General features: G+C 71.2%; 18 protein-coding genes and 1 riboswitch. Of the genes, 7 read left to right on the top strand and 11 right to left on the bottom strand.

Translation table 11 applies throughout. The features are described 5' to 3' along the window. Positions 1 to 34: 34 nt before the first annotated feature. Entirely contained in the window at positions 35 to 820 is a 786-nt protein-coding gene (locus tag DJ017_RS06760; protein ID WP_227000050.1) for an SDR family NAD(P)-dependent oxidoreductase, read from the top strand. 560 nt (positions 821 to 1,380) lie between these two features. Here the strand turns inward: DJ017_RS06760 and DJ017_RS06755 are convergent. Both DJ017_RS06755 and DJ017_RS06750 read right to left on the bottom strand, forming a co-directional pair. Then, positions 1,381 to 1,602: a hypothetical protein gene (locus DJ017_RS06755; RefSeq protein ID WP_133255399.1), complete on the bottom strand. Its 222-nt coding sequence runs from the start codon at positions 1,600 to 1,602 to the stop codon at positions 1,381 to 1,383. A 103-nt stretch (positions 1,603 to 1,705) separates the two neighbouring features. Then, complete coding sequence (locus DJ017_RS06750; RefSeq protein WP_133255398.1) at positions 1,706 to 2,098, bottom strand: PilZ domain-containing protein; 393 nt, start codon at positions 2,096 to 2,098, stop codon at positions 1,706 to 1,708. A gap of 286 nt (positions 2,099 to 2,384) precedes the next feature. On the opposite strand from DJ017_RS06750, the gene DJ017_RS06745 reads away from it, so the two are divergent. The 6 genes from DJ017_RS06745 to DJ017_RS06720 all read left to right on the top strand — a co-directional run bounded on the left by DJ017_RS06745 (position 2,385) and on the right by DJ017_RS06720 (position 9,135). Next, positions 2,385 to 3,401 (top strand): calcium-binding protein, encoded by a 1,017-nt coding sequence (locus DJ017_RS06745; protein WP_111527993.1) that lies wholly within the window; start codon positions 2,385 to 2,387, stop codon positions 3,399 to 3,401. A gap of 246 nt (positions 3,402 to 3,647) precedes the next feature. Beyond that, a riboswitch (glycine riboswitch) is annotated at positions 3,648 to 3,746 on the top strand. A gap of 163 nt (positions 3,747 to 3,909) precedes the next feature. After that, the gene (gene gcvT, locus DJ017_RS06740) at positions 3,910 to 5,058 is read left to right on the top strand and encodes a glycine cleavage system aminomethyltransferase GcvT (protein WP_111527992.1); all 1,149 of its coding nucleotides are present in this window, start codon (positions 3,910 to 3,912) and stop codon (positions 5,056 to 5,058) included. A 12-nt stretch (positions 5,059 to 5,070) separates the two neighbouring features. Beyond that, positions 5,071 to 5,436 carry a glycine cleavage system protein GcvH gene (gene gcvH, locus DJ017_RS06735; RefSeq protein WP_111527991.1) on the top strand — a complete coding sequence of 122 codons (366 nt, stop codon included), beginning with the start codon at positions 5,071 to 5,073 and terminating at the stop codon, positions 5,434 to 5,436. Between the two features lie 140 nt (positions 5,437 to 5,576). Beyond that, positions 5,577 to 6,920, top strand: coding sequence for an aminomethyl-transferring glycine dehydrogenase subunit GcvPA (gene gcvPA, locus DJ017_RS06730; RefSeq protein ID WP_111527990.1), 1,344 nt, complete (start codon positions 5,577 to 5,579; stop codon positions 6,918 to 6,920). Beyond that, complete coding sequence (gene gcvPB, locus DJ017_RS06725; RefSeq protein ID WP_111527989.1) at positions 6,920 to 8,503, top strand: aminomethyl-transferring glycine dehydrogenase subunit GcvPB; 1,584 nt, start codon at positions 6,920 to 6,922, stop codon at positions 8,501 to 8,503. The genes gcvPA and gcvPB overlap by 1 nt, the downstream gene beginning before the upstream one ends. 227 nt (positions 8,504 to 8,730) lie before the next feature. Next, the gene (locus tag DJ017_RS06720) at positions 8,731 to 9,135 is read left to right on the top strand and encodes a hypothetical protein (protein ID WP_111527988.1); all 405 of its coding nucleotides are present in this window, start codon (positions 8,731 to 8,733) and stop codon (positions 9,133 to 9,135) included. A gap of 2 nt (positions 9,136 to 9,137) precedes the next feature. Here the strand turns inward: DJ017_RS06720 and DJ017_RS20270 are convergent, their stop codons facing one another. From DJ017_RS20270 to DJ017_RS06685, 9 genes are all read right to left on the bottom strand, one after another. Next, positions 9,138 to 9,311 carry a hypothetical protein gene (locus DJ017_RS20270; protein WP_165830545.1) on the bottom strand — a complete coding sequence of 58 codons (174 nt, stop codon included), beginning with the start codon at positions 9,309 to 9,311 and terminating at the stop codon, positions 9,138 to 9,140. A 96-nt stretch (positions 9,312 to 9,407) separates the two neighbouring features. Continuing rightward, a complete protein-coding gene (locus DJ017_RS20265) occupies positions 9,408 to 9,581 on the bottom strand; it encodes a hypothetical protein (RefSeq protein WP_165830544.1) in 174 nt (57 codons plus the stop codon). 160 nt (positions 9,582 to 9,741) lie between these two features. Then, positions 9,742 to 10,257 (bottom strand): F0F1 ATP synthase subunit B, encoded by a 516-nt coding sequence (locus DJ017_RS06715; protein ID WP_111527987.1) that lies wholly within the window; start codon positions 10,255 to 10,257, stop codon positions 9,742 to 9,744. A 3-nt stretch (positions 10,258 to 10,260) separates the two neighbouring features. Continuing rightward, entirely contained in the window at positions 10,261 to 10,854 is a 594-nt protein-coding gene (locus DJ017_RS06710) for a F0F1 ATP synthase subunit B family protein (protein ID WP_111527986.1), read from the bottom strand. Between the two features lie 71 nt (positions 10,855 to 10,925). Then, positions 10,926 to 11,150: a F0F1 ATP synthase subunit C gene (locus DJ017_RS06705; protein ID WP_111527985.1), complete on the bottom strand. Its 225-nt coding sequence runs from the start codon at positions 11,148 to 11,150 to the stop codon at positions 10,926 to 10,928. Positions 11,151 to 11,198: 48 nt separating this feature from the next. Next, complete coding sequence (locus DJ017_RS06700) at positions 11,199 to 11,990, bottom strand: F0F1 ATP synthase subunit A (RefSeq protein WP_111527984.1); 792 nt, start codon at positions 11,988 to 11,990, stop codon at positions 11,199 to 11,201. A gap of 5 nt (positions 11,991 to 11,995) precedes the next feature. Beyond that, the gene (locus DJ017_RS06695; protein WP_111527983.1) at positions 11,996 to 12,352 is read right to left on the bottom strand and encodes an AtpZ/AtpI family protein; all 357 of its coding nucleotides are present in this window, start codon (positions 12,350 to 12,352) and stop codon (positions 11,996 to 11,998) included. Positions 12,353 to 12,594: 242 nt separating this feature from the next. Continuing rightward, positions 12,595 to 16,038 carry a chromosome segregation protein SMC gene (gene smc, locus DJ017_RS06690; RefSeq protein WP_111527982.1) on the bottom strand — a complete coding sequence of 1,148 codons (3,444 nt, stop codon included), beginning with the start codon at positions 16,036 to 16,038 and terminating at the stop codon, positions 12,595 to 12,597. Beyond that, the gene (locus DJ017_RS06685; protein WP_111527981.1) at positions 16,038 to 16,688 is read right to left on the bottom strand and encodes a thioredoxin domain-containing protein; all 651 of its coding nucleotides are present in this window, start codon (positions 16,686 to 16,688) and stop codon (positions 16,038 to 16,040) included. The genes smc and DJ017_RS06685 overlap by 1 nt, the downstream gene beginning before the upstream one ends.

Raw genomic sequence — 16,688 nt, 5'->3', positions numbered from 1 at the left:
CTTCCCAACAACTCATCGTAGGGAAGGGAATTCGATGGTGGATCTGACCAACGCCTCGGCGCTCGTCACCGGCGGGGCCGGCGGCTTCGGAAGCGCCACGGTCAAGCGGCTCGCCGAGCGCGGGGCCAAGGTGGTCATCGCCGACGTCAACGACGAGCGCGGCGAGGCCCTGGCCAAGGAGCTCGGCAACGGATCGGTCTATGTGCGGACCGACATCCTCGACGAGGCCTCGATCGCCAACGCCGTCCAGACCGCCGCCTCCCTCGCGCCCCTGCGCGCCGCCGTCGTGGTCCACGGCGGCCCGCCGCCGCCCGGCGCCACCGGCCCGCAGCGCACGGTCAACAAGGAAGGCAAGCGCATCCCGCTCGCCAACTTCGCCCACACGGTGAACATCTATCTGAACTCGGCCTTTGCGGTGACCAGCCAGGCGGCCGAGGCCATGGCCCAGAACGAGCCGATGGCCTCCAACCAGCGCGGGGTGATCATCAACACCGCCTCGATCGCCGGCTACGAGGGCCAGCCCGGCCAGGCGGCCTACTCGGCGGCCAAGGGCGGCATCATCGGCATGACCCTGACCATCGCCCGCGATCTCGCCCCGCTGGGCATCCGGGCCATGGCCATCGCGCCCGGCACCTTCCTGACCTACGCCTACCGCTCGCGGATGACCGACGAGCAGGCCCAGGCGCACTGGGGCCCCATGGTCCCCAATCCCCGCCGCATGGGCGACCCGGACGAGTACGCCATCCTCGCCGCCCACATCGTCGAGAACGACTTCCTCAACGGCACCACCATCCGCCTCGACGGCGCCCAGCGGTTCTAGGCGCCAACCCGCAGTCCACCGCTCCATGGATCAGGCGGCCCTCGCGGCCGCCTTTTTCGCGCGCCGCGCCCAGCGCGCCGGCGCCGATCACGGCCTGTTGCGGGAACTCGCATTCCAGTGTTCTGTTGAGCCTGAGCCCGGGCGCCAAGACCCGGCTCTTAGGGAGATCCCTGCGATGCTCGACGCGCTCGCCCGGATGGTCGGCGGCCTCGTCAAGGCCTGGATGGACGGCTGCGCCCTCCACGCCCGTTCCACCCTCGGCTACACGCCCGACATGGCCGACTAGGCCGCCCCACGCCGAAGCCGTCGCACAGGGTTAGCCGGCGCACACCATCTCGCTCCATGCCTGGGCAAGGCCCGGGCCGTAACCTCGTGAGCGTCTGTCCCTCAGACGTTCCTATGGCGCGACGCCCCATGCCCCCTCCCCGGGCGTGGGGCGTCAATCCGCGCAAGGGAGCCGCCCGACCGGTCGCGGGCCGGGCTGGCTGCTCCCCAAACGCGACGCGCCCCCGCTCGCGGGGCGAGCGGGGGCGCGATGTCGGGTTAGCTGATGAGCGGCGTCAGGCGGCGACGCGGGCCGGGGCTGCGCCGTCGGCCAGCCGCAGCGCGGCCTCGTCGACGGAAAGGTCCAGCATCAGGGTCATCGAGGCCTCGCCCTGGAAGCCGGTGGTGACCAGTTGGGTGCGCCGCTGCCCGGCGTCCACCAGGCAGACCACCTGCTCCGGATTGACGTGGACTTCCCGACCGCCGGCGCCGGCGAGAGGCAGGGACACAAGACGCATGACGATCTCCAACTGAGAGGCCCACAGCCTCCCACCGGCCCATCGCCAAACGCTGAAACAGCAGGGTTTCGCCCGATTAACCCTCGCCCCAATCCTCGCCCGATTAACCCTCGCCGCCGTCGGGGGCCGAAACCAGCCCCGGCGCCAGCGCCAGCCAGGCCTGCCGCACCGGCTCCAGGCTCGGGTCCTGAAGCTCGCGCAGGTCGTGGCGCACCTCGAGCCAGAGGCCCGCCAGGTCGTTCTTGCGCCAGCGCGGCTGGGCCAGGAACGCCTCGCCCGCCCGATAGTCGAGCAGCACCAGCTTGCGCGACAGCTGGAAAACCGCCGGCGCCTGGATCTTCGCGCCCTTGGCGCTGCGGTCCTTGATCACGCAGTCGATCCACCCCTCGTACTTCGCCCCATAGAACAGGCGCGCGGGGATGTTGGTGGGCGTCCGCGGTTCGGCGCGGCGCTCGACGCCGCTCGGCCCGAAGGCGCGGGCCGTTTCCACGGACACGCCGGGCCGCAAGGGCGCGCTCGCCCTCAGGGACTCCAGCTGTTCTGGCGACATCGGCATTTTCGGCCTCGAACGGAACGCGGTTCTGCGAACCCGCCCTTATGCGCCGAAAAGGGTTAAGCCCGGCTTTGGCGGCGTGGTTAGCGCAACCTTGCCAGCGCCCGATCGCCCGGCCTGCGGCGCGACGCCGCACGGCAAAAAACCGGTCCCGCCGCGACGGGTGGAACCGCGCACCCGGTGGCGCTTTGGGAAGATGATTCAGCAGCTTCCGGTCTGAAGACGTCAAATGCCCTACAGCGTTCCCCCCTATCTCTACGGAGATAGCGACCAGCCGCTCGCCGGCCACGTTCACGCCGCCGACGAGATCCTCGACAGCTCCGTCGCGGCCTTCTCCCTCTCGGGCCCCGCCGCCCTGCCGATCCCGGTCGGCGACGCCCCGGCCCTGCTCGGCCACGCCACCGGCGGCGACGACACCCTCACCGCCAGCAGCATCGACGCCGCCGAGGCGGTGGGCGACGCCCTCGCCCTGCACGGCCGCGCCCGCGGCGGCGACGACCACGTCACGGTCGCCGCCCGCGGCCACGCCGAGGCCTATGGCGACGCCCTGGCCCTCGACGGCTTCGCCCATGGCGGCGACGACCTCGTCTCGGCGACCTCGCGCTTCGGCTCCTTCGCCTATGGCGACGGCCAGACCCTCACCGACCACGCCCGCGGCGGCAACGACACCGTCAGCGGCGGCGCCGACCTCACCGCCACCCTCTACGGCGACGGCGAGACCCTCAGCGGCCAGGCCCGCGGCGGCGATGATTTCGTGCGCACCGACTCGAGCTTCACCTTCGGCTCCGGCGACGTCCTCTTCGGCGACGGCCGCCTCCTCACCGACCGCGCCCGCGGCGGCGACGACACCCTCTCCGGGGCCGCCGGGCCCACCGCCAAGGCCACGCTCTACGGCGACGCCGAGACCCTCGCCGGCCACGCCCACGGCGGCGACGACGTGCTGATCGGGGGCCCCGGCTCGGACACTATGTACGGCGACGCGGCCGTGGTCGAACCGGGCGCCCACACCGGCGCCGACCGCTTCGTCTTCGCCCCCGGCGGCGGCCACGACCAGATCATGGACTTCCAGCCCGGCCAGGACCGCATCGAGCTCGACGGCTTCGGCCTGCACAGCCTCGGCCAGCTCGCCCCCCTGATGCACGACACCGCGGCCGGCGTCGTCCTCGCCCTCGACGCCCAGGACGAGATCCTTCTCCACGGCCTCCACGCAAACCAGCTCTCCGCCGGCGACTTCCTGTTCGGCTAGGCGCAATCCTCCCCCGTCAGGCAGACGGGGGAGCTGTCAGTCGCCGAAGAGCGACTGACGGAGGGGGCGGCTCGACGAGCTTGGGCCGGAACTCGCGGGGCGACATGACCCCGGTTATCCAGCGCAGCTGGCCCGGCCTTTGGCCCGCAGCGGGCGGTTAGGCCTGACGGCCTCGGATGAAACTGTACCAGTGCCATCCGCCCCCCTCCCGCCTTGACTCCCCCCCACCGCTCCATCAGTTTCCGGCCAACTCTCGCGGGAGAGATCGGGGGGCTTGCTGAGTCCCTCGGAGCCGAAGGCGCAACCGCCCCGGAAACGCTCAGGCAAAAGGACCGCGCGGGCTGACAAACGCTGGAAAGTAGCGGCCGGAAACGGTCGCTCGCCGAAGGAGCAGGGGGTCGCCGGGCTAGGGCGAGCCGAAATCTCTCAGGCTTCAGGGACAGCGGGGGCGCGAACGATCCGGCCGGCAAGGCCCTCGCTCGCCGCATCGTCAGCCGGAGTCCATCCCGTGAGCGCCACCGCCGAAGCCGACCTCAAGACCACGCCGCTCTACGAGGCGCACCTCGCCGCCGGCGCGCGCATGGTGCCCTTCGCCGGCTACTCCATGCCGGTGCAGTACCAAGGTGAATTTGGGGGCGTGCTCAAGGAGCACCTGTGGACGCGCGAGAGCGCGGGCCTCTTCGACGTCTCCCACATGGGCCAGGCCTGGCTGAAGGGCGTTGCCCCCCTCGCCGCCTTCGAGGAGGTGGTCCCCGGCGACTTCATCCGCCTCAAGCCCGGCAAGCAGAAGTATTCGGTGCTGCTCAACCGCCAGGGCGGGATCATCGACGACCTGATGGCCGGCCGGCCGATCGACGCCGCCGGGGCCGGGGCCGAGGACCTCTTCGTGGTCGTCAACGGCGCCTGCAAGGAGAACGACTTCAAGGTGATCGACGCCGAGCTCGCCGGCCAGGTGCGGATCGAGCGGCTCGAGGACCGCGCCCTGCTGGCGCTGCAGGGCCCCAAGGCGGCCGAGGTGCTCAAGGCCCACGCCCCCGAGGCGGCGACCATGGTGTTCATGGATATCCGCCGGATGAAGGCCTTCGGCGAGGACTGCATCGTCTCGCGCAGCGGCTACACCGGCGAGGACGGCTACGAGATCTCCGTCCCGGCCCATGCCGCGACCTTCGTCTGGAACACCCTGCTGGCCGACGAGCGGGTCAAGCCGATCGGCCTCGGCGCCCGCGATTCCCTGCGCCTGGAGGCCGGCCTGCCGCTCTACGGCCACGACCTCGACGAGACCGTCAGCCCCATCGAGGCCGACCTTTCCTTCGCGGTGAACAAGAACCGCCGCGAGCAGCGCGACTTCCCGGGCGCGGCGCGGATCGTCAAGGAGCTGTCCGAAGGTCCGGCCCGCCTGAAGGTCTGCCTGAAGGTGCTGGAAGGCGCCCCGGCCCGCGAGGGCGCCGAGGTCGCCGACGAGACAGGCGCGGTGATCGGCGTCGTCACCTCCGGCGGCTTTTCCCCGAGCCTGAAGCAGGGAATCGCGCTCGCCTTCGTCCCGCCCATCCATTCCGAGGTCGGCACGAAGCTGAAGGTCATCGTCCGCGGCAAGGCCCAGGCCGCCGAGGTGGTCCCTTCCCCCTTCGTCGCCCACCGCTACGTGCGCAAGCTCTAGGAGAGAACCCCGATGCGTTTCACCAAGGATCACGAGTGGGTGGAGCTCGACGGCGACGTCGCCACCATCGGCATCACCGCCTACGCCGCCGAGCAGCTCGGCGACGTGGTGTTCGTCGAGGTGCCGGAGGCCGGCAAGACCGTGAAGGCCGGCGACGGCTTCGCCGTGGTCGAGAGCGTCAAGGCCGCCTCCGACGTCTACGCCCCGGTGTCGGGCGAGGTGGTCGAGGGCAACGCCGCCCTGTCGGACGCCCCGGAGACCGTCAACGCCGCGCCGGAAGGCACGGGCTGGTTCGCCAAGGTCAAGGTCGCCGACAAGGCCGAGGTCGAGGCGCTCATGGACCGCGCCCAGTACGAAGCCTACCTCGCGACGCTCTAAGTCCCGCGCGCAGCGCGATCATTGTTCAAACCACGGAACACGCGGAACGCACGGAAACCTCTGCCGCCTACCCGCTCTAGGCTCGGCCGCTTCCGTGAGTTCCGCGTGTTCCGTGGTTCATCTCTTCTTCCAGGACGCCCATGCGCTACCTCCCTCTGACACCCTCCGACCGCGCGGAGATGCTGCGCGTGATCGGCGCGCCCGATGTCGACGACCTCTTCCGCGACGTGCCGGCGGCCGCGCGCAAGCAGGCCCTGTTCGACCTGCCGCTGCACGCCGGCGAGCTAGAGGTGGAGCGTGAGATCGCGGGCCTCGCCGCCCGCAACCGCGCCGCGGGCGAGGGGCCGTTCTTCTGCGGCGCCGGCGCCTACCGCCACCATGTGCCGGCGACGGTCGACCACATCATCCAGCGCTCGGAGTTCCTGACCTCCTACACGCCCTACCAGCCCGAGATCGCCCAGGGCACGTTGCAGGTGCTGTTCGAGTTCCAGACCCAGGTCGCGGCCCTGACCGGCCTCGAGGTGGCCAACGCCTCGATGTACGACGGCTCCACGGCCTGTGCAGAAGCCGTGATGATGGCCCAGCGCGTGACGCGCCGCGAGAAGGCGATCCTCTCCGGCGGCCTGCATCCGCACTACGCCGCCACCACCCAGACCATCGCCCACGCCGAGGGCATGGAGATCGAGCGCCTGCCGGCCGCCATCGACGCCGAGGCCGCCGTCATCGAGGCCATCGACGCCGAGACCGCCTGCGTGGTGGTCCAGTCGCCCAACGTGTTCGGCGTCGTCACCGACGTGACCAGGATCGCCGAGGCCGCCCACGCCGCCGGCGCCCTGCTCATCGTCGTCACCACCGAGGCGGTGAGTTACGGCCTCCTGAAGTCGCCGGGCGCCATGGGCGCCGACATCGCCGTCGCCGAGGGCCAGTCGATCGGCAACGCCCTGAACTACGGCGGCCCCTACGTCGGCCTCTTCGCGGTGCGCGAGAAGCTGGTCCGCCAGATGCCGGGCCGGGTGTGCGGCGAGACCGTCGACGCCGACGGCCGCCGCGGCTACGTGCTGACCCTGTCGACGCGCGAGCAGCACATCCGCCGGGAGAAGGCGACCTCCAACATCTGCACCAACTCGGGGCTCTGCGCCCTCGCCTTCACCATCCACCTGTCGCTGCTCGGCGAGGCGGGGCTGCGCCAGCTCGCCTCGCTCAACCACGCCAAGGCCCGCGAGCTGAAGACCGCGCTTTCCGCCGTGAAGGGGGTCGAGGTGCTCACCCCCCGCTTCTTCAACGAGATCGCCATCCGCACGCCGGTGTCGGCCACGAAGCTCGTCGAGGACTGCCTGGCCGACGGCGTCATCGCCGGCGTGCCCTTCGCCCGCCTCGACCCGCACGCGGGCATGGACGACGTCCTGCTCGTCGCGGCCACCGAGACCACCACACCTGAAGACATCGCGGCGCTCGCCGCGTCGCTTGCCAAGAGGATCGGCTGATGGCGATGAACAGCGTCGGACGCCCCACCAGCCCTGAGAGCGCCGGCGGCGCGGGCTTCACCTCCCTGACCGGCGGCCGCGGCCTCCTGCAGGACGAGCCGCTGATCTTCGAGACCGGCGGCTGGCAGACCACCGGGGTCGACCTGCCCGACGTCCCGCAGGACGCCTCGGACCTCGGCGACCTCGTGCGCGCCGATCCGATCGGCCTGCCCGGCCTCACCGAGCCCGAGGCGATGCGCCACTACGTGCGCCTCAGCCAGAAGAACCACGCCATCGACCTGGCGCTCTATCCGCTGGGCTCGTGCACCATGAAGCACAACCCGCGGCTCAACGAGAAGATGGCGCGCCTGGCCGGCTTCGCCGACCTGCATCCGCTGCAGCCGGTCTCCACCACCCAGGGCGCCCTGGCGCTGATGGACCGCCTCGCACATTGGCTGAAGACGCTCACCGGCATGCCGGCCGTGGCCCTGACGCCCAAGGCCGGCGCCCACGGCGAGCTCTGCGGCCTGCTAACCATCAAGGCGGCCCACGAGGCCAAGGGCCAGGGCCACCGCCGCACCGTCCTGGTGCCCACCTCGGCCCACGGCACCAACCCGGCCACCGCCGCCTTCGTCGGCTATTCGGTGACCGAGATCGCCCAGACCGCCGACGGCCGCGTCGATCTCGCCGACCTGGAGGCCAAGCTCTCCGGCGACATCGCCGCGATCATGGTCACCAACCCCAACACCTGCGGCCTCTTCGAGCGCGACATCCTCGAGATCTCGCGCCTGACCCATGCCGCCGGCGCCTACTTCTACTGCGACGGCGCCAACTTCAACGCCATCGTCGGCAAGGTCCGCCCCGGCGACCTCGGCGTCGACGCCATGCACATCAACCTGCACAAGACCTTCTCCACCCCGCATGGCGGCGGCGGTCCGGGCGCCGGTCCGGTGGTGCTGTCGGAGGCCCTGGCGCCCTATGCCCCCGCCCCCTGGGTGGTTTCCGGCCCCGACGGCCTGAGGCTGGTCGAGGAGGCCAAGGACGAGGCCGCGGCCGCCTTCGGACGGATGTGCGCCTTCCACGGCCAGATGGGCATGTTCGTCCGCGCCTACGCCTACATGGCCAGCCACGGCGCCGACGGCCTGCGGCAGGTGGCCGAGGACGCCGTCCTCAACGCCAACTACATCAAGGCCCGCCTCTCCGACGTCATGACCCCGGCCTTCCCCGAAGGCCCGTGCATGCACGAGGCGCTGTTCGACGACACCTGGCTCGAGGGCACGGGCGTCACCACCCTCGACCTCGCCAAGGCGCTGATCGACGAGGGCTTCCACCCGATGACCATGTACTTCCCGCTGGTCGTCCACGGGGCGATGCTGATCGAGCCGACCGAGACCGAGCCCAAGCGCGAGCTGGACCGGTTCTGCGAGGCGATGCTGGCCATCGCTCGCGCCGCCAAGGGCAACGATTCGGCGCGGCTGAAGTCGGCGCCGCACCTCGCGCCCATGCGCCGGCTCGACGAGACCCTGGCCGCGCGCAAGCCCAAGCTGACGTGGCGCCCGGACACCACCGCGCCGCTAGCCGAAGTGGCCGCCGCTTCGGCGTAAAGAGGCGCGGCGACAAAAGAATCTCGATGCAAGTCCGTGTCGGACTTGCATCGGGGGTGTGGCGCCGGCGCCATTGGCTGCGGAATAGAGTCGCGCCCACAAAAATTAACCGGACGTTGCCTTTACGTTTCCGTGGGGCGTTCGCATATCTGGCAAGCACGGCGGCGGTCCAGACCTCCCCTCGGGGCCGGCCCGTGCTTCCCAGGTAGAACCCAGTGTCACTCGCCATGCCCTCGCTGCGCGTGTACCGCGCCTCCGACGAATTCGCCCGAGAGCTCCTCGCGCGGATCGTTCGCTGGCTGCTGCTCGGCCTGGGCTTCGCGGTCATGCTGGTGGGCCTCGGCCTCGCCGCCCTCCCCGGTCACCTCGGCCTGCCGCTGCTGGTCGTCGGCCTGATGATCGTGCTGCGCAACTCCTTCAAGGCCCGCCGCCAGTTCGTGCGCATGCAGAAGGCCCATCCCAAGATGGTCTTCCCGATCCGCCGCCTGATGCGCAAGGAGCCGGAGGTCGTGCTGGTCTTCTGGCAGGGCTATCTGCGCATGGAGCGGCTGGTGCTGCCCCGGCGCGTCCGCTTCGCGGTCCGCACCCGCCGCTATTTCAAGCTGCGCATCCGCGCCCGCGCGGCGGCCTGATCCTAGATCCGGATATCGAGCTTCTGACCGAGGCCCGGCCCGGGCTTCGGGCCGGCCGCCGCCATCGCCTGCTCGGGCGCGGCCTTCCTCGGCTTGACCGGCGTGACCGGCGGCACCGCGAAGATCACGCGGCTGGCCGAAACCGGCGTTGCGCTGCCTATGGCGGGAGGCGACATGGGCGCATCCTATCGCGCCAGGGTTAAGGGACCGTAGGCGGAACAGGAAAAGGCCCGGGCGTGGCCCGGGCCTTCCCCGAACTCCGGCGTCGGTCGTCAGACGCGGATGTCGACCTTGTGGGAGGACGAGCCTTCGCCGGCCTCGCGGGCGGGCGCCACGCCCTTGTCGTTGTCGCCGTCGTGGTCGGCGTCGGCGGGCGCCACCTGCGGCCCCTGGATGGGCGCCGCGTGCTGGATCGGCGGCAGGCTGGAAATTCCGGATACGGACATCGTTGTCCTCCTTCAGGATCGAGCTGATCCCGCGGAGGTCATCGCCCATCGCGGTTAAGGAACGGGCCTCTGGAAATGGTAAAGGCCCGAAATGGCAAAGGCCCGGGGGTCGCCCGGGCCTCTACGCAGGTCAGGTTTCGCGGGCCGCGACGGCGGCGCGCTACTGGAGCTTGGCGGCGAGCTGGCCGATGGCGCTGTCCACCAGCGGATCGCTCTTGGCCCCGGCAAGCCGACCGGCCATCACCGACTCGGCGGCGCGGGCCGCCAGGTCGATGGCCGCGGCCTTCACCTCGGCGGCGGCCTGGGCCTCGGCGCTGGCGATGCGGCGCTCGGCGATCTCCTGCCGGCGCTGCAGGCTCTCGGCCAGCGAGGCGCGGGTCTCCGCGGCCAGGCGCTCGGCCTCGGCCTGGGCCTGGGCCAGCACCTCCTGGGCGTGGCGTTCGGCTGCCGCCCGCTCGGCCTTCAGCGTCTCGAGCAGGCGCTGGGCCTCCTCGCGGATGCGCGCGGCCTCGTCGAGGTCGGCCTGGATCTTCGCCGCCTTGGCGTCGAGGCTGCCCATGGCGATCTTGAACGCGCCCGCCCGCCACATGATGGCGAGGAGCACCAGGAGACCGATGCCGACCCACAGCTCGGGGTTGGCCAGGCTCCAGAACTCGGGTTCGAAAAACGCGGGCATCGCTTATCCCTGGCTCTTGATCGCGGCCGCCACGGCGCCGCGCGGGGCCTTGGCGCCCGTCAGCTTCTCGACCATCGCCTCGGCGACGTCGGAGGCCACCGTGGTGAGGTGTTGCAGGGCGCCGTCGCGGGCCGCACGGATGCGGTCCTCGGCCTCGGCCTGCTTGGCGGCGAGCTCCTCGTCGAGGGCCGCCTTGCGGGCCGCGATCTCGGCCGAAGCCTTGGCCGCCGCTTCGGAGGCCGTGCGCTGGGCCGAAGCCCGGGCCTCGGCGAGCGCGCGCTGCGCCCCCTCGGCCTGGCGATCGGCCTCGGCCTGCACTTCACGCGCGCTGGCGAGCGCTCCCTTGATGGTCGCTTCCCGCTCGTCGAACACCCGGCGGACGCGCGGCCCGAAGACCTTCGACATCAGCAGGTAAAGGATCGCGAACAGGATCAGCAGGTACGCGATCTGGCCGCCCCAGTGTTGGAACTGGAACTGCGGCAGGCCGGCGCTGTGCGCGGCCTCCGTGGACGCGCCGTGCTGTCCCACGTTCGCCGCCGACTCTGCGGCGCCGTTCTCGACCGAATGGGTCGTCGCGGGATCGGTCTCTAAGGCCATCAGTGAAGGGCTCCAGGTATCGGAAGTTCAGGCGGGGCCCCTGACGGGGCCGCCGCCGGCGTCCTCTCGGATCAGCCGAACTTCAGCAGGATGCCCAGCACGAAGGCCAGGATGCCGAGGGCTTCCGCGAGCGCGGCGCCGACGAACAGGTTGCCGATCTGGCTGGCGGCGGCCGACGGGTTGCGCAGGGCGCCCGACAGGAAGTTGCCGAAGATGTTGCCGACGCCGATGCCGGCGCCGATCATGCCGAGCGTCGCGAGGCCGGCGCCGATTTGCTTAGCAGCTTCAAGATCCATGGTTCTTCTCGTCCTAGGAGTGTGGGTAGAGGAAAAGGGGTGATCGCCTCAGTGACCGTGGCCGAGATTGACCACGTCGTTGAGGTAGATGCAGGTCAGCACGGCGAAGACGAACGCCTGCAGGAAGGCCACAAGGATTTCCAGGGCCGTCAGGGCGACGACCATGCTGAGGGAAAGGGCCGCGCCGGGGATGCCGAGGTAGCCGAGGCCGCCGCCGGCGGCCATCGCCCCCAGCGCCACCACGAAGCCGGCGAACACCTTCAGCGCCACGTGGCCGCCCAGCATGTTGCCGAACAGACGAAGGGCGAGGGTCACCGGGCGCAGCAGGAAGGAGACGAACTCGATCAGCACGATCACCGGCAGCAGCACGATCGGCACGCCGGAGGGCACGAACAGCTTGAAGAAGCCGAGGCCGTTCTTGGCGAAGCCGATGATCAGCACCAGCAGGATGGTGATCGCGGCGAAGGTCGCGGTGATCGCCAGCTGCGAGGTCGCCGTGAAGGTCAGCAGCAGGCCCAGGATGTTCATCCCGAGGATGAACATGAAGACCGTGAAGACGAACGGGAAATACTTCCGCCCGTCATGGCCGATGATCGACTCCGCGAGGTTGTCGATCATGCCGAAGATGGTCTCGCCGGCGGCCTGAAGCCGCCCGGGCACCACCTGCATGTTCGCGGTCACCAGCGACATGAAGCCGACCACCACGACGAACGCGAGGGTCATCGCCATGTGCGAGTTGGTGAACGCCAGCTCGGTCCGGCCGAACAACGGCAGGTTCACGGTCCCGAAATCGACGAGCTTTTCGATCTGGAATTGGTGGATCGGATCGTTCGCGGCCATCGGCCTTAAGATTCCTCGTCGTCCTCGAACGGAACCGACGGAAGCGGTTCCTCACCTTGCTTCGCCAGCGCCATGAGGCGGTTGGCCGTTCGCCGAGCCATCCAGACCGACAGGGCGAATCCCAGAAGGACTCCCCCGATCAATCCCCACGGCGTCGTGTTCAAGACCCGATCGACGATGAAACCGCCCGCCAGCCCTACCAGCACCCCGCCGATCAGCTCGGCGATGATGCGATAAGCCTGGCTTACGGCCTGCTCACCGGCGTGCGACGTCACCGGACGCTGGGTCCGGGCCCCAAGGGCGGCCGCCCGTTCGTCGAGACGTCTGATCGCCTCTTCGCGTGCGTCGTTGGCAGGGGCCATGAACGTGCAATACGAGTTTCGGGCGAACGTATGTCCCCCCGGCTTGATCGCGGCGGAACCTATAGACGCGAATGCGGCGCGTCAAGGCTAGGCAAACACCGTTTATCTCCCTGATATCGCTACATTTTTTCGATATCGCGACAGATCGCCCGAGCTTGTCGCGAAGAAGCCGCCTAGGTGACGCGCCGTCAAGTGCAAGGGGGTCACACCCTGCGTGGCCGCGCCGGGCCCCCAGCGTCGACCTACTGGGCGGCTATGGCCTCGGCCTGGCTGAGGTCCACCGATACCAGTTGCGACACGCCGCGCTCGGCCATGGTCACGCCGAACAGCCGGTCCATGCGGGCCATGGTCACCGGGTTGTGGGTGATCACCACGAAGCGGGTCTCGGTGCGCCGGTTCATCTCGTCCAGCAGGTTGCAGTAGCGGTCGACGTTGGCGTCATCGAGCGGGGCGTCGACCTCGTCGAGGACGCAGATCGGCGCCGGCTGGGCGAGGAACACCGCGAAGATCAGCGCCATGGCGGTCAGCGCCTGCTCGCCGCCGGACATCAGGCTCATGGTCGACAGCCGTTTGCCCGGCGGGCAGGCGTAGATCTCCAGCCCGGCCTCCAGCGGATCGTCGGACTCCACCAGCCGCAGCTCGGCCTGGCCGCCCTGGAACAGGGTCTGGAACAGGGTCTTGAAGTGCTCGTGGATGACCTCGAAGGCCGCCGTCAGCCGCTCGCGCCCTTCGCCGTTCAGTTCGTCGATGCCGCGCCGCAGTGCGGCGATGGCGCCGGTCAGGTCGGCCCGCTCGGTCTGCATGCCGCCCAGCCGCTCGGCGTATTCGTTGGCCTCTTCCTCGGCCCGCAGGTTCACCGCCCCGATCGCCTCGCGCTGGCGCTCCAGGTTGAACAGGTGCGCCTCGATGCCCTCGGCGTCGGTCGGCACCGCCACAGCGTCCTCAGCCAGCTTGCGGGCGAGCTCCGACGGCTCGACGCGCGCCGTCTCGCGGATCTGGGTCGTCACCTCGGCGAGGCGTTCCTGCGCGGCCTCGGCATGGGCGGCGAGGCTCGCCCGCACCTCGCGCGCTTCCGACGCCGCGGCCTCGGCCGCCCGCAACGCCCGCTCGGCCTCGGTGCGCTCCCTGTCGCCCTCGGCCAGGGCGTCCGAGGTCTTGGCCCGGCGGGCCTCGGCCATGGTCAGCTCGTCGAGCAGCTGGGCGCGGCGCGCCTCCAGCGTGCCGGGCGCCGCCCGCGCCTTCTCCAGCGCGGCGAACGTCTTGGTCCGCGCCTCGGCCAAGGCCTCGGTGCGCTTGGCCGCGGCCTGCGAGCGGCGGGTCCAGTCGTCCCGTTCGCGGCTCGCCTGCTCCAGGCGCCGGGCGCGACCGTCGCGCTCGCGGACCTCCAGCTCCAGCGCCGCGCGCGCCGCCGCGGCGGCCTCACGGGCGGGGCCTGCCGCGGCCCGCGCGGCAGCCAGCTTGCCGGCCAGCTCGCCGCTCGAGGCCACAGCGCCCGCGGTCGCCTGCGCCTGGGCCAGCGCCTGCTCGTGCTCGGCGAGCTCGGCCTCGAAGCGGCCGATCAGATCGTCGAGAGAGGCGGCGTGCGCCTCCTTGCGGGCCGCCTCGCGCTCGAATCGCTCCAGGGCCGATCGTGCCTGGCCGGCCTTCTGCTCCAGGGCCGGCGGCTCGCGCCGCGCCGCCCGCAGCGCCTCCTCAGCCCCCCGCAGGGTGTCGGACGCCGCCTTCTGCGCGGCCCTGGCCACGTCGACCCTGGGCTGCAGCTTCTCGATCTCGGCCTCGACCTCGGCCAGCCGATTGCGCTGCTCCAGTCGCACGGCCGCGGCCTTGGGCGCCTCGGCCCGCGCAGTGAAGCCGTCCCAGCGCCACAGGTCCCCCTCGCGGGAGACCAGGCGTCCGCCCGGCGGCAGCGAGGCCTGCAGCCGGTCGCCGTCCGCCCGCTCGACGAGGCCGGTGAACGCCAGGCGGGCGGCGAGGGCCGGCGGCGCCTTCACCACCTGCGCCAACGGCGTCACGCCGGCGGGCCAGCTCGGCGCCGAAGCGTCGCGTCCGCCCCAGAAGGCCGGCGCGGCCTTGTCTAGCGCCGCGTCCAGGTCATCGCCGAGCGCCGCCGCCAGGGCCTGCTCGTAGCCGCGGTCCGGCGTCACCGAATCCAGGGCCGGGGCGAAGCCCGCCCGCCGCGCCTGGGCGACCAGCTGCGCCAGGGCCCGCGCCTCGGCCGTCAGCCGGCCGAGCTGTTCGTCGGACTTGCGCGCGACCTCGCGCGCCTGAGCCTCGGTCTCCACGGCCTTGGTCCGGGCCTCTTCGGCCGCATCGAGGGCGGCGCGCGCGGCGGCCAGCGCCGCCTCGGCCGCGGCCAGCTCGGCCTTCGCCTGCTCGGCCTGCGGATTGGCGAGCGCCCCGAGCGCCTCGCGTTCCTGGCGCGCCTGGTCGAGCGCCCGGCGGGTGCGGGCGACACGGCCCTGCGCTTCCTCCACCCGCGAGGCGGCGGCCCGCGACTGGGCCTCCTGCGCCGCCAGCTCGCCGGCCAGGCGCTCGACCTCGGCGTCGCCCGCGGCGCGGGCCGCCTCCGCGTCGCGGGCAGCGGCTTCCAGCTCCGGGATCCGCTCGGGCGCGCCGGCGATCGCAGCCTCCAGCGCCGCCAGGTCCTCGGCGAGGCGCTTCAGGGCCTCATCGGCGTCCTCGACGATGTGGGCTTCGCGGGCGGCGTCGGAATCGATCCGCGCGATCTCGTTCTCAAGCCGCGCGATCTCGGCGGCATGGGCCTCGTGCTCGCGGTCCAGCCGGTCCTTGTCGATGGCCAGCTTGTGCAGCACCGCCGCGGCGATGGTCTCGGCCTCGCGCAGCGGCTTGATCGCCTCCTCGGCGGCGGCGGCCCGGGTGGTCGCGGCGGCGGCGGCGCGGGCGGTCTCCTCCACGGCGCGGGCAGCGAGCTGGGCCTCACCCACCAGCCGCTCGGCCGCGGCCTGGGCTTCTGAGTATCGGGCGTAGAGCACCGCCCCCTGCAGGGCGCGGATCTCGGCCGACAGTTTCTTGTAGCGCTCCGCCTGGCGCGCCTCGCGCTTGAGCCGGCCGAGCGCCGACTCCAGCTCCTGGGCCACGTCGTCCAGCCGCCCGAGGTTGGTCTCCGCCGCGCGCAGGCGCAGCTCCGCCTCGTGCCGGCGGGTGTGCAGGCCCGAGACCCCGGCCGCCTCTTCGAGGATCATCCGCCGGTTCTGCGGCTTGGCGGCGATCAGCTCCGAGATCTGCCCCTGGCGCACCAGGGCCGGCGAGTTGGAGCCGGTCGAGGCGTCGGCGAACAGCAGCTGGACGTCGCGGGCGCGCACCTCGCGGCCGTTGATCCGGTAGGTCGAGCCCGCGCCCTTGTCGATGCGCCGCACCACCTCCAGCACCGGGTGGTCGTTGAACGCCGCCGGCGCGCGGCGCGCGGCGTTGTCGATGGTCAGCGCCACCTCGGCGTGATTGCGCGAGGGCCGGTTGGCCGAGCCGGCGAAGATCACGTCGTCCATGCCGCCGGCCCGCATGGCCTTGGCGGAGTTGGCGCCCATCACCCAGCGCAGGGCTTCCAGGAGGTTCGACTTGCCGCAGCCGTTCGGGCCCACGATCCCGGTCACGCCCGGCTCGATCCGGAATTCGGTCGGATCGACGAAGGACTTGAAGCCCGAGAGTTTGAGCCGCTGGAAGTGCACTACCGCCTCGCGGGCTTCTTCCTGGCCGGCGGCTTGCCGGCCTTCTGCGGAGCCGCCTTCGCGGCCTCGGCGATCGCCGCCTCCAGGCTGGCGAGGTCGACCGCCTCCAGCTTCTTGCCGTTGACCACCAGGGTCGGTGTCGAGTCGATCTTGTCCTTGTCCATGGCCGCGGTGACCCGGCCGTTGAGGGCGTCGAGCGCCGCCTGGTCGGTGAGGCAGCTCTCCACCTGCTTCTCGGCGAGCCCGTTCTTCACCCCGGCCTGGATCAGGATCGGGCCGATGTCGCCGGTCCGCCATTGGGATTGGCTGGCGAACACGTCATGCAGGATGGGGAAGTACTTCGCGGGGCCGCCGCAGCGCGCCACCAGGAAGCCCGCCGCCGCCACTTCCGGCGGCGCGGTGAGGAACTCCTTCAGGGTGTAGTGCACCTTGCCGGTGTCGACGTATTTGGCCTTGAAGGCCGGGAACACGGTCTCGTCGAAGTGGGCGCAGTGCGGGCAGGCGGCCGAGGCGTACTCGGTCACCTGCACCTTGGCTTTGGGGTCGCCGAGGCTCATGTCGCCGTTCACCGCGTTCGCCGGAACCCCGGCCAGCGCCGGCGCGGTCCCGAAGGCCAGGACGGCGGCTGCGATCAGGATGCCTCGGCCCAT

Origin of the sequence: Phenylobacterium soli, from assembly GCF_003254475.1 — a bacterium.
Lineage (GTDB): Bacteria > Pseudomonadota > Alphaproteobacteria > Caulobacterales > Caulobacteraceae > Phenylobacterium > Phenylobacterium soli.
This window is presented reverse-complemented; position numbering and strand designations above follow the sequence as displayed.

Coding starts and splice junctions, on each gene's coding strand:
- DJ017_RS06760 (WP_227000050.1), top strand. CDS start 35: ATGGTGGATCTGACCAACGCCTCGGCGCTCGTCACCGGCGGGGCCGGC.
- DJ017_RS06755 (WP_133255399.1), bottom strand. CDS start 1,602: ATGCGTCTTGTGTCCCTGCCTCTCGCCGGCGCCGGCGGTCGGGAAGTC.
- DJ017_RS06745 (WP_111527993.1), top strand. CDS start 2,385: ATGCCCTACAGCGTTCCCCCCTATCTCTACGGAGATAGCGACCAGCCG.
- gcvH (WP_111527991.1), top strand. CDS start 5,071: ATGCGTTTCACCAAGGATCACGAGTGGGTGGAGCTCGACGGCGACGTC.
- gcvPA (WP_111527990.1), top strand. CDS start 5,577: ATGCGCTACCTCCCTCTGACACCCTCCGACCGCGCGGAGATGCTGCGC.
- gcvPB (WP_111527989.1), top strand. CDS start 6,920: ATGGCGATGAACAGCGTCGGACGCCCCACCAGCCCTGAGAGCGCCGGC.
- DJ017_RS06720 (WP_111527988.1), top strand. CDS start 8,731: ATGCCCTCGCTGCGCGTGTACCGCGCCTCCGACGAATTCGCCCGAGAG.
- DJ017_RS20270 (WP_165830545.1), bottom strand. CDS start 9,311: ATGTCGCCTCCCGCCATAGGCAGCGCAACGCCGGTTTCGGCCAGCCGC.
- DJ017_RS20265 (WP_165830544.1), bottom strand. CDS start 9,581: ATGTCCGTATCCGGAATTTCCAGCCTGCCGCCGATCCAGCACGCGGCG.
- DJ017_RS06715 (WP_111527987.1), bottom strand. CDS start 10,257: ATGCCCGCGTTTTTCGAACCCGAGTTCTGGAGCCTGGCCAACCCCGAG.
- DJ017_RS06710 (WP_111527986.1), bottom strand. CDS start 10,854: ATGGCCTTAGAGACCGATCCCGCGACGACCCATTCGGTCGAGAACGGC.
- DJ017_RS06705 (WP_111527985.1), bottom strand. CDS start 11,150: ATGGATCTTGAAGCTGCTAAGCAAATCGGCGCCGGCCTCGCGACGCTC.
- DJ017_RS06700 (WP_111527984.1), bottom strand. CDS start 11,990: ATGGCCGCGAACGATCCGATCCACCAATTCCAGATCGAAAAGCTCGTC.
- DJ017_RS06695 (WP_111527983.1), bottom strand. CDS start 12,352: ATGGCCCCTGCCAACGACGCACGCGAAGAGGCGATCAGACGTCTCGAC.
- DJ017_RS06685 (WP_111527981.1), bottom strand. CDS start 16,688: ATGGGCCGAGGCATCCTGATCGCAGCCGCCGTCCTGGCCTTCGGGACC.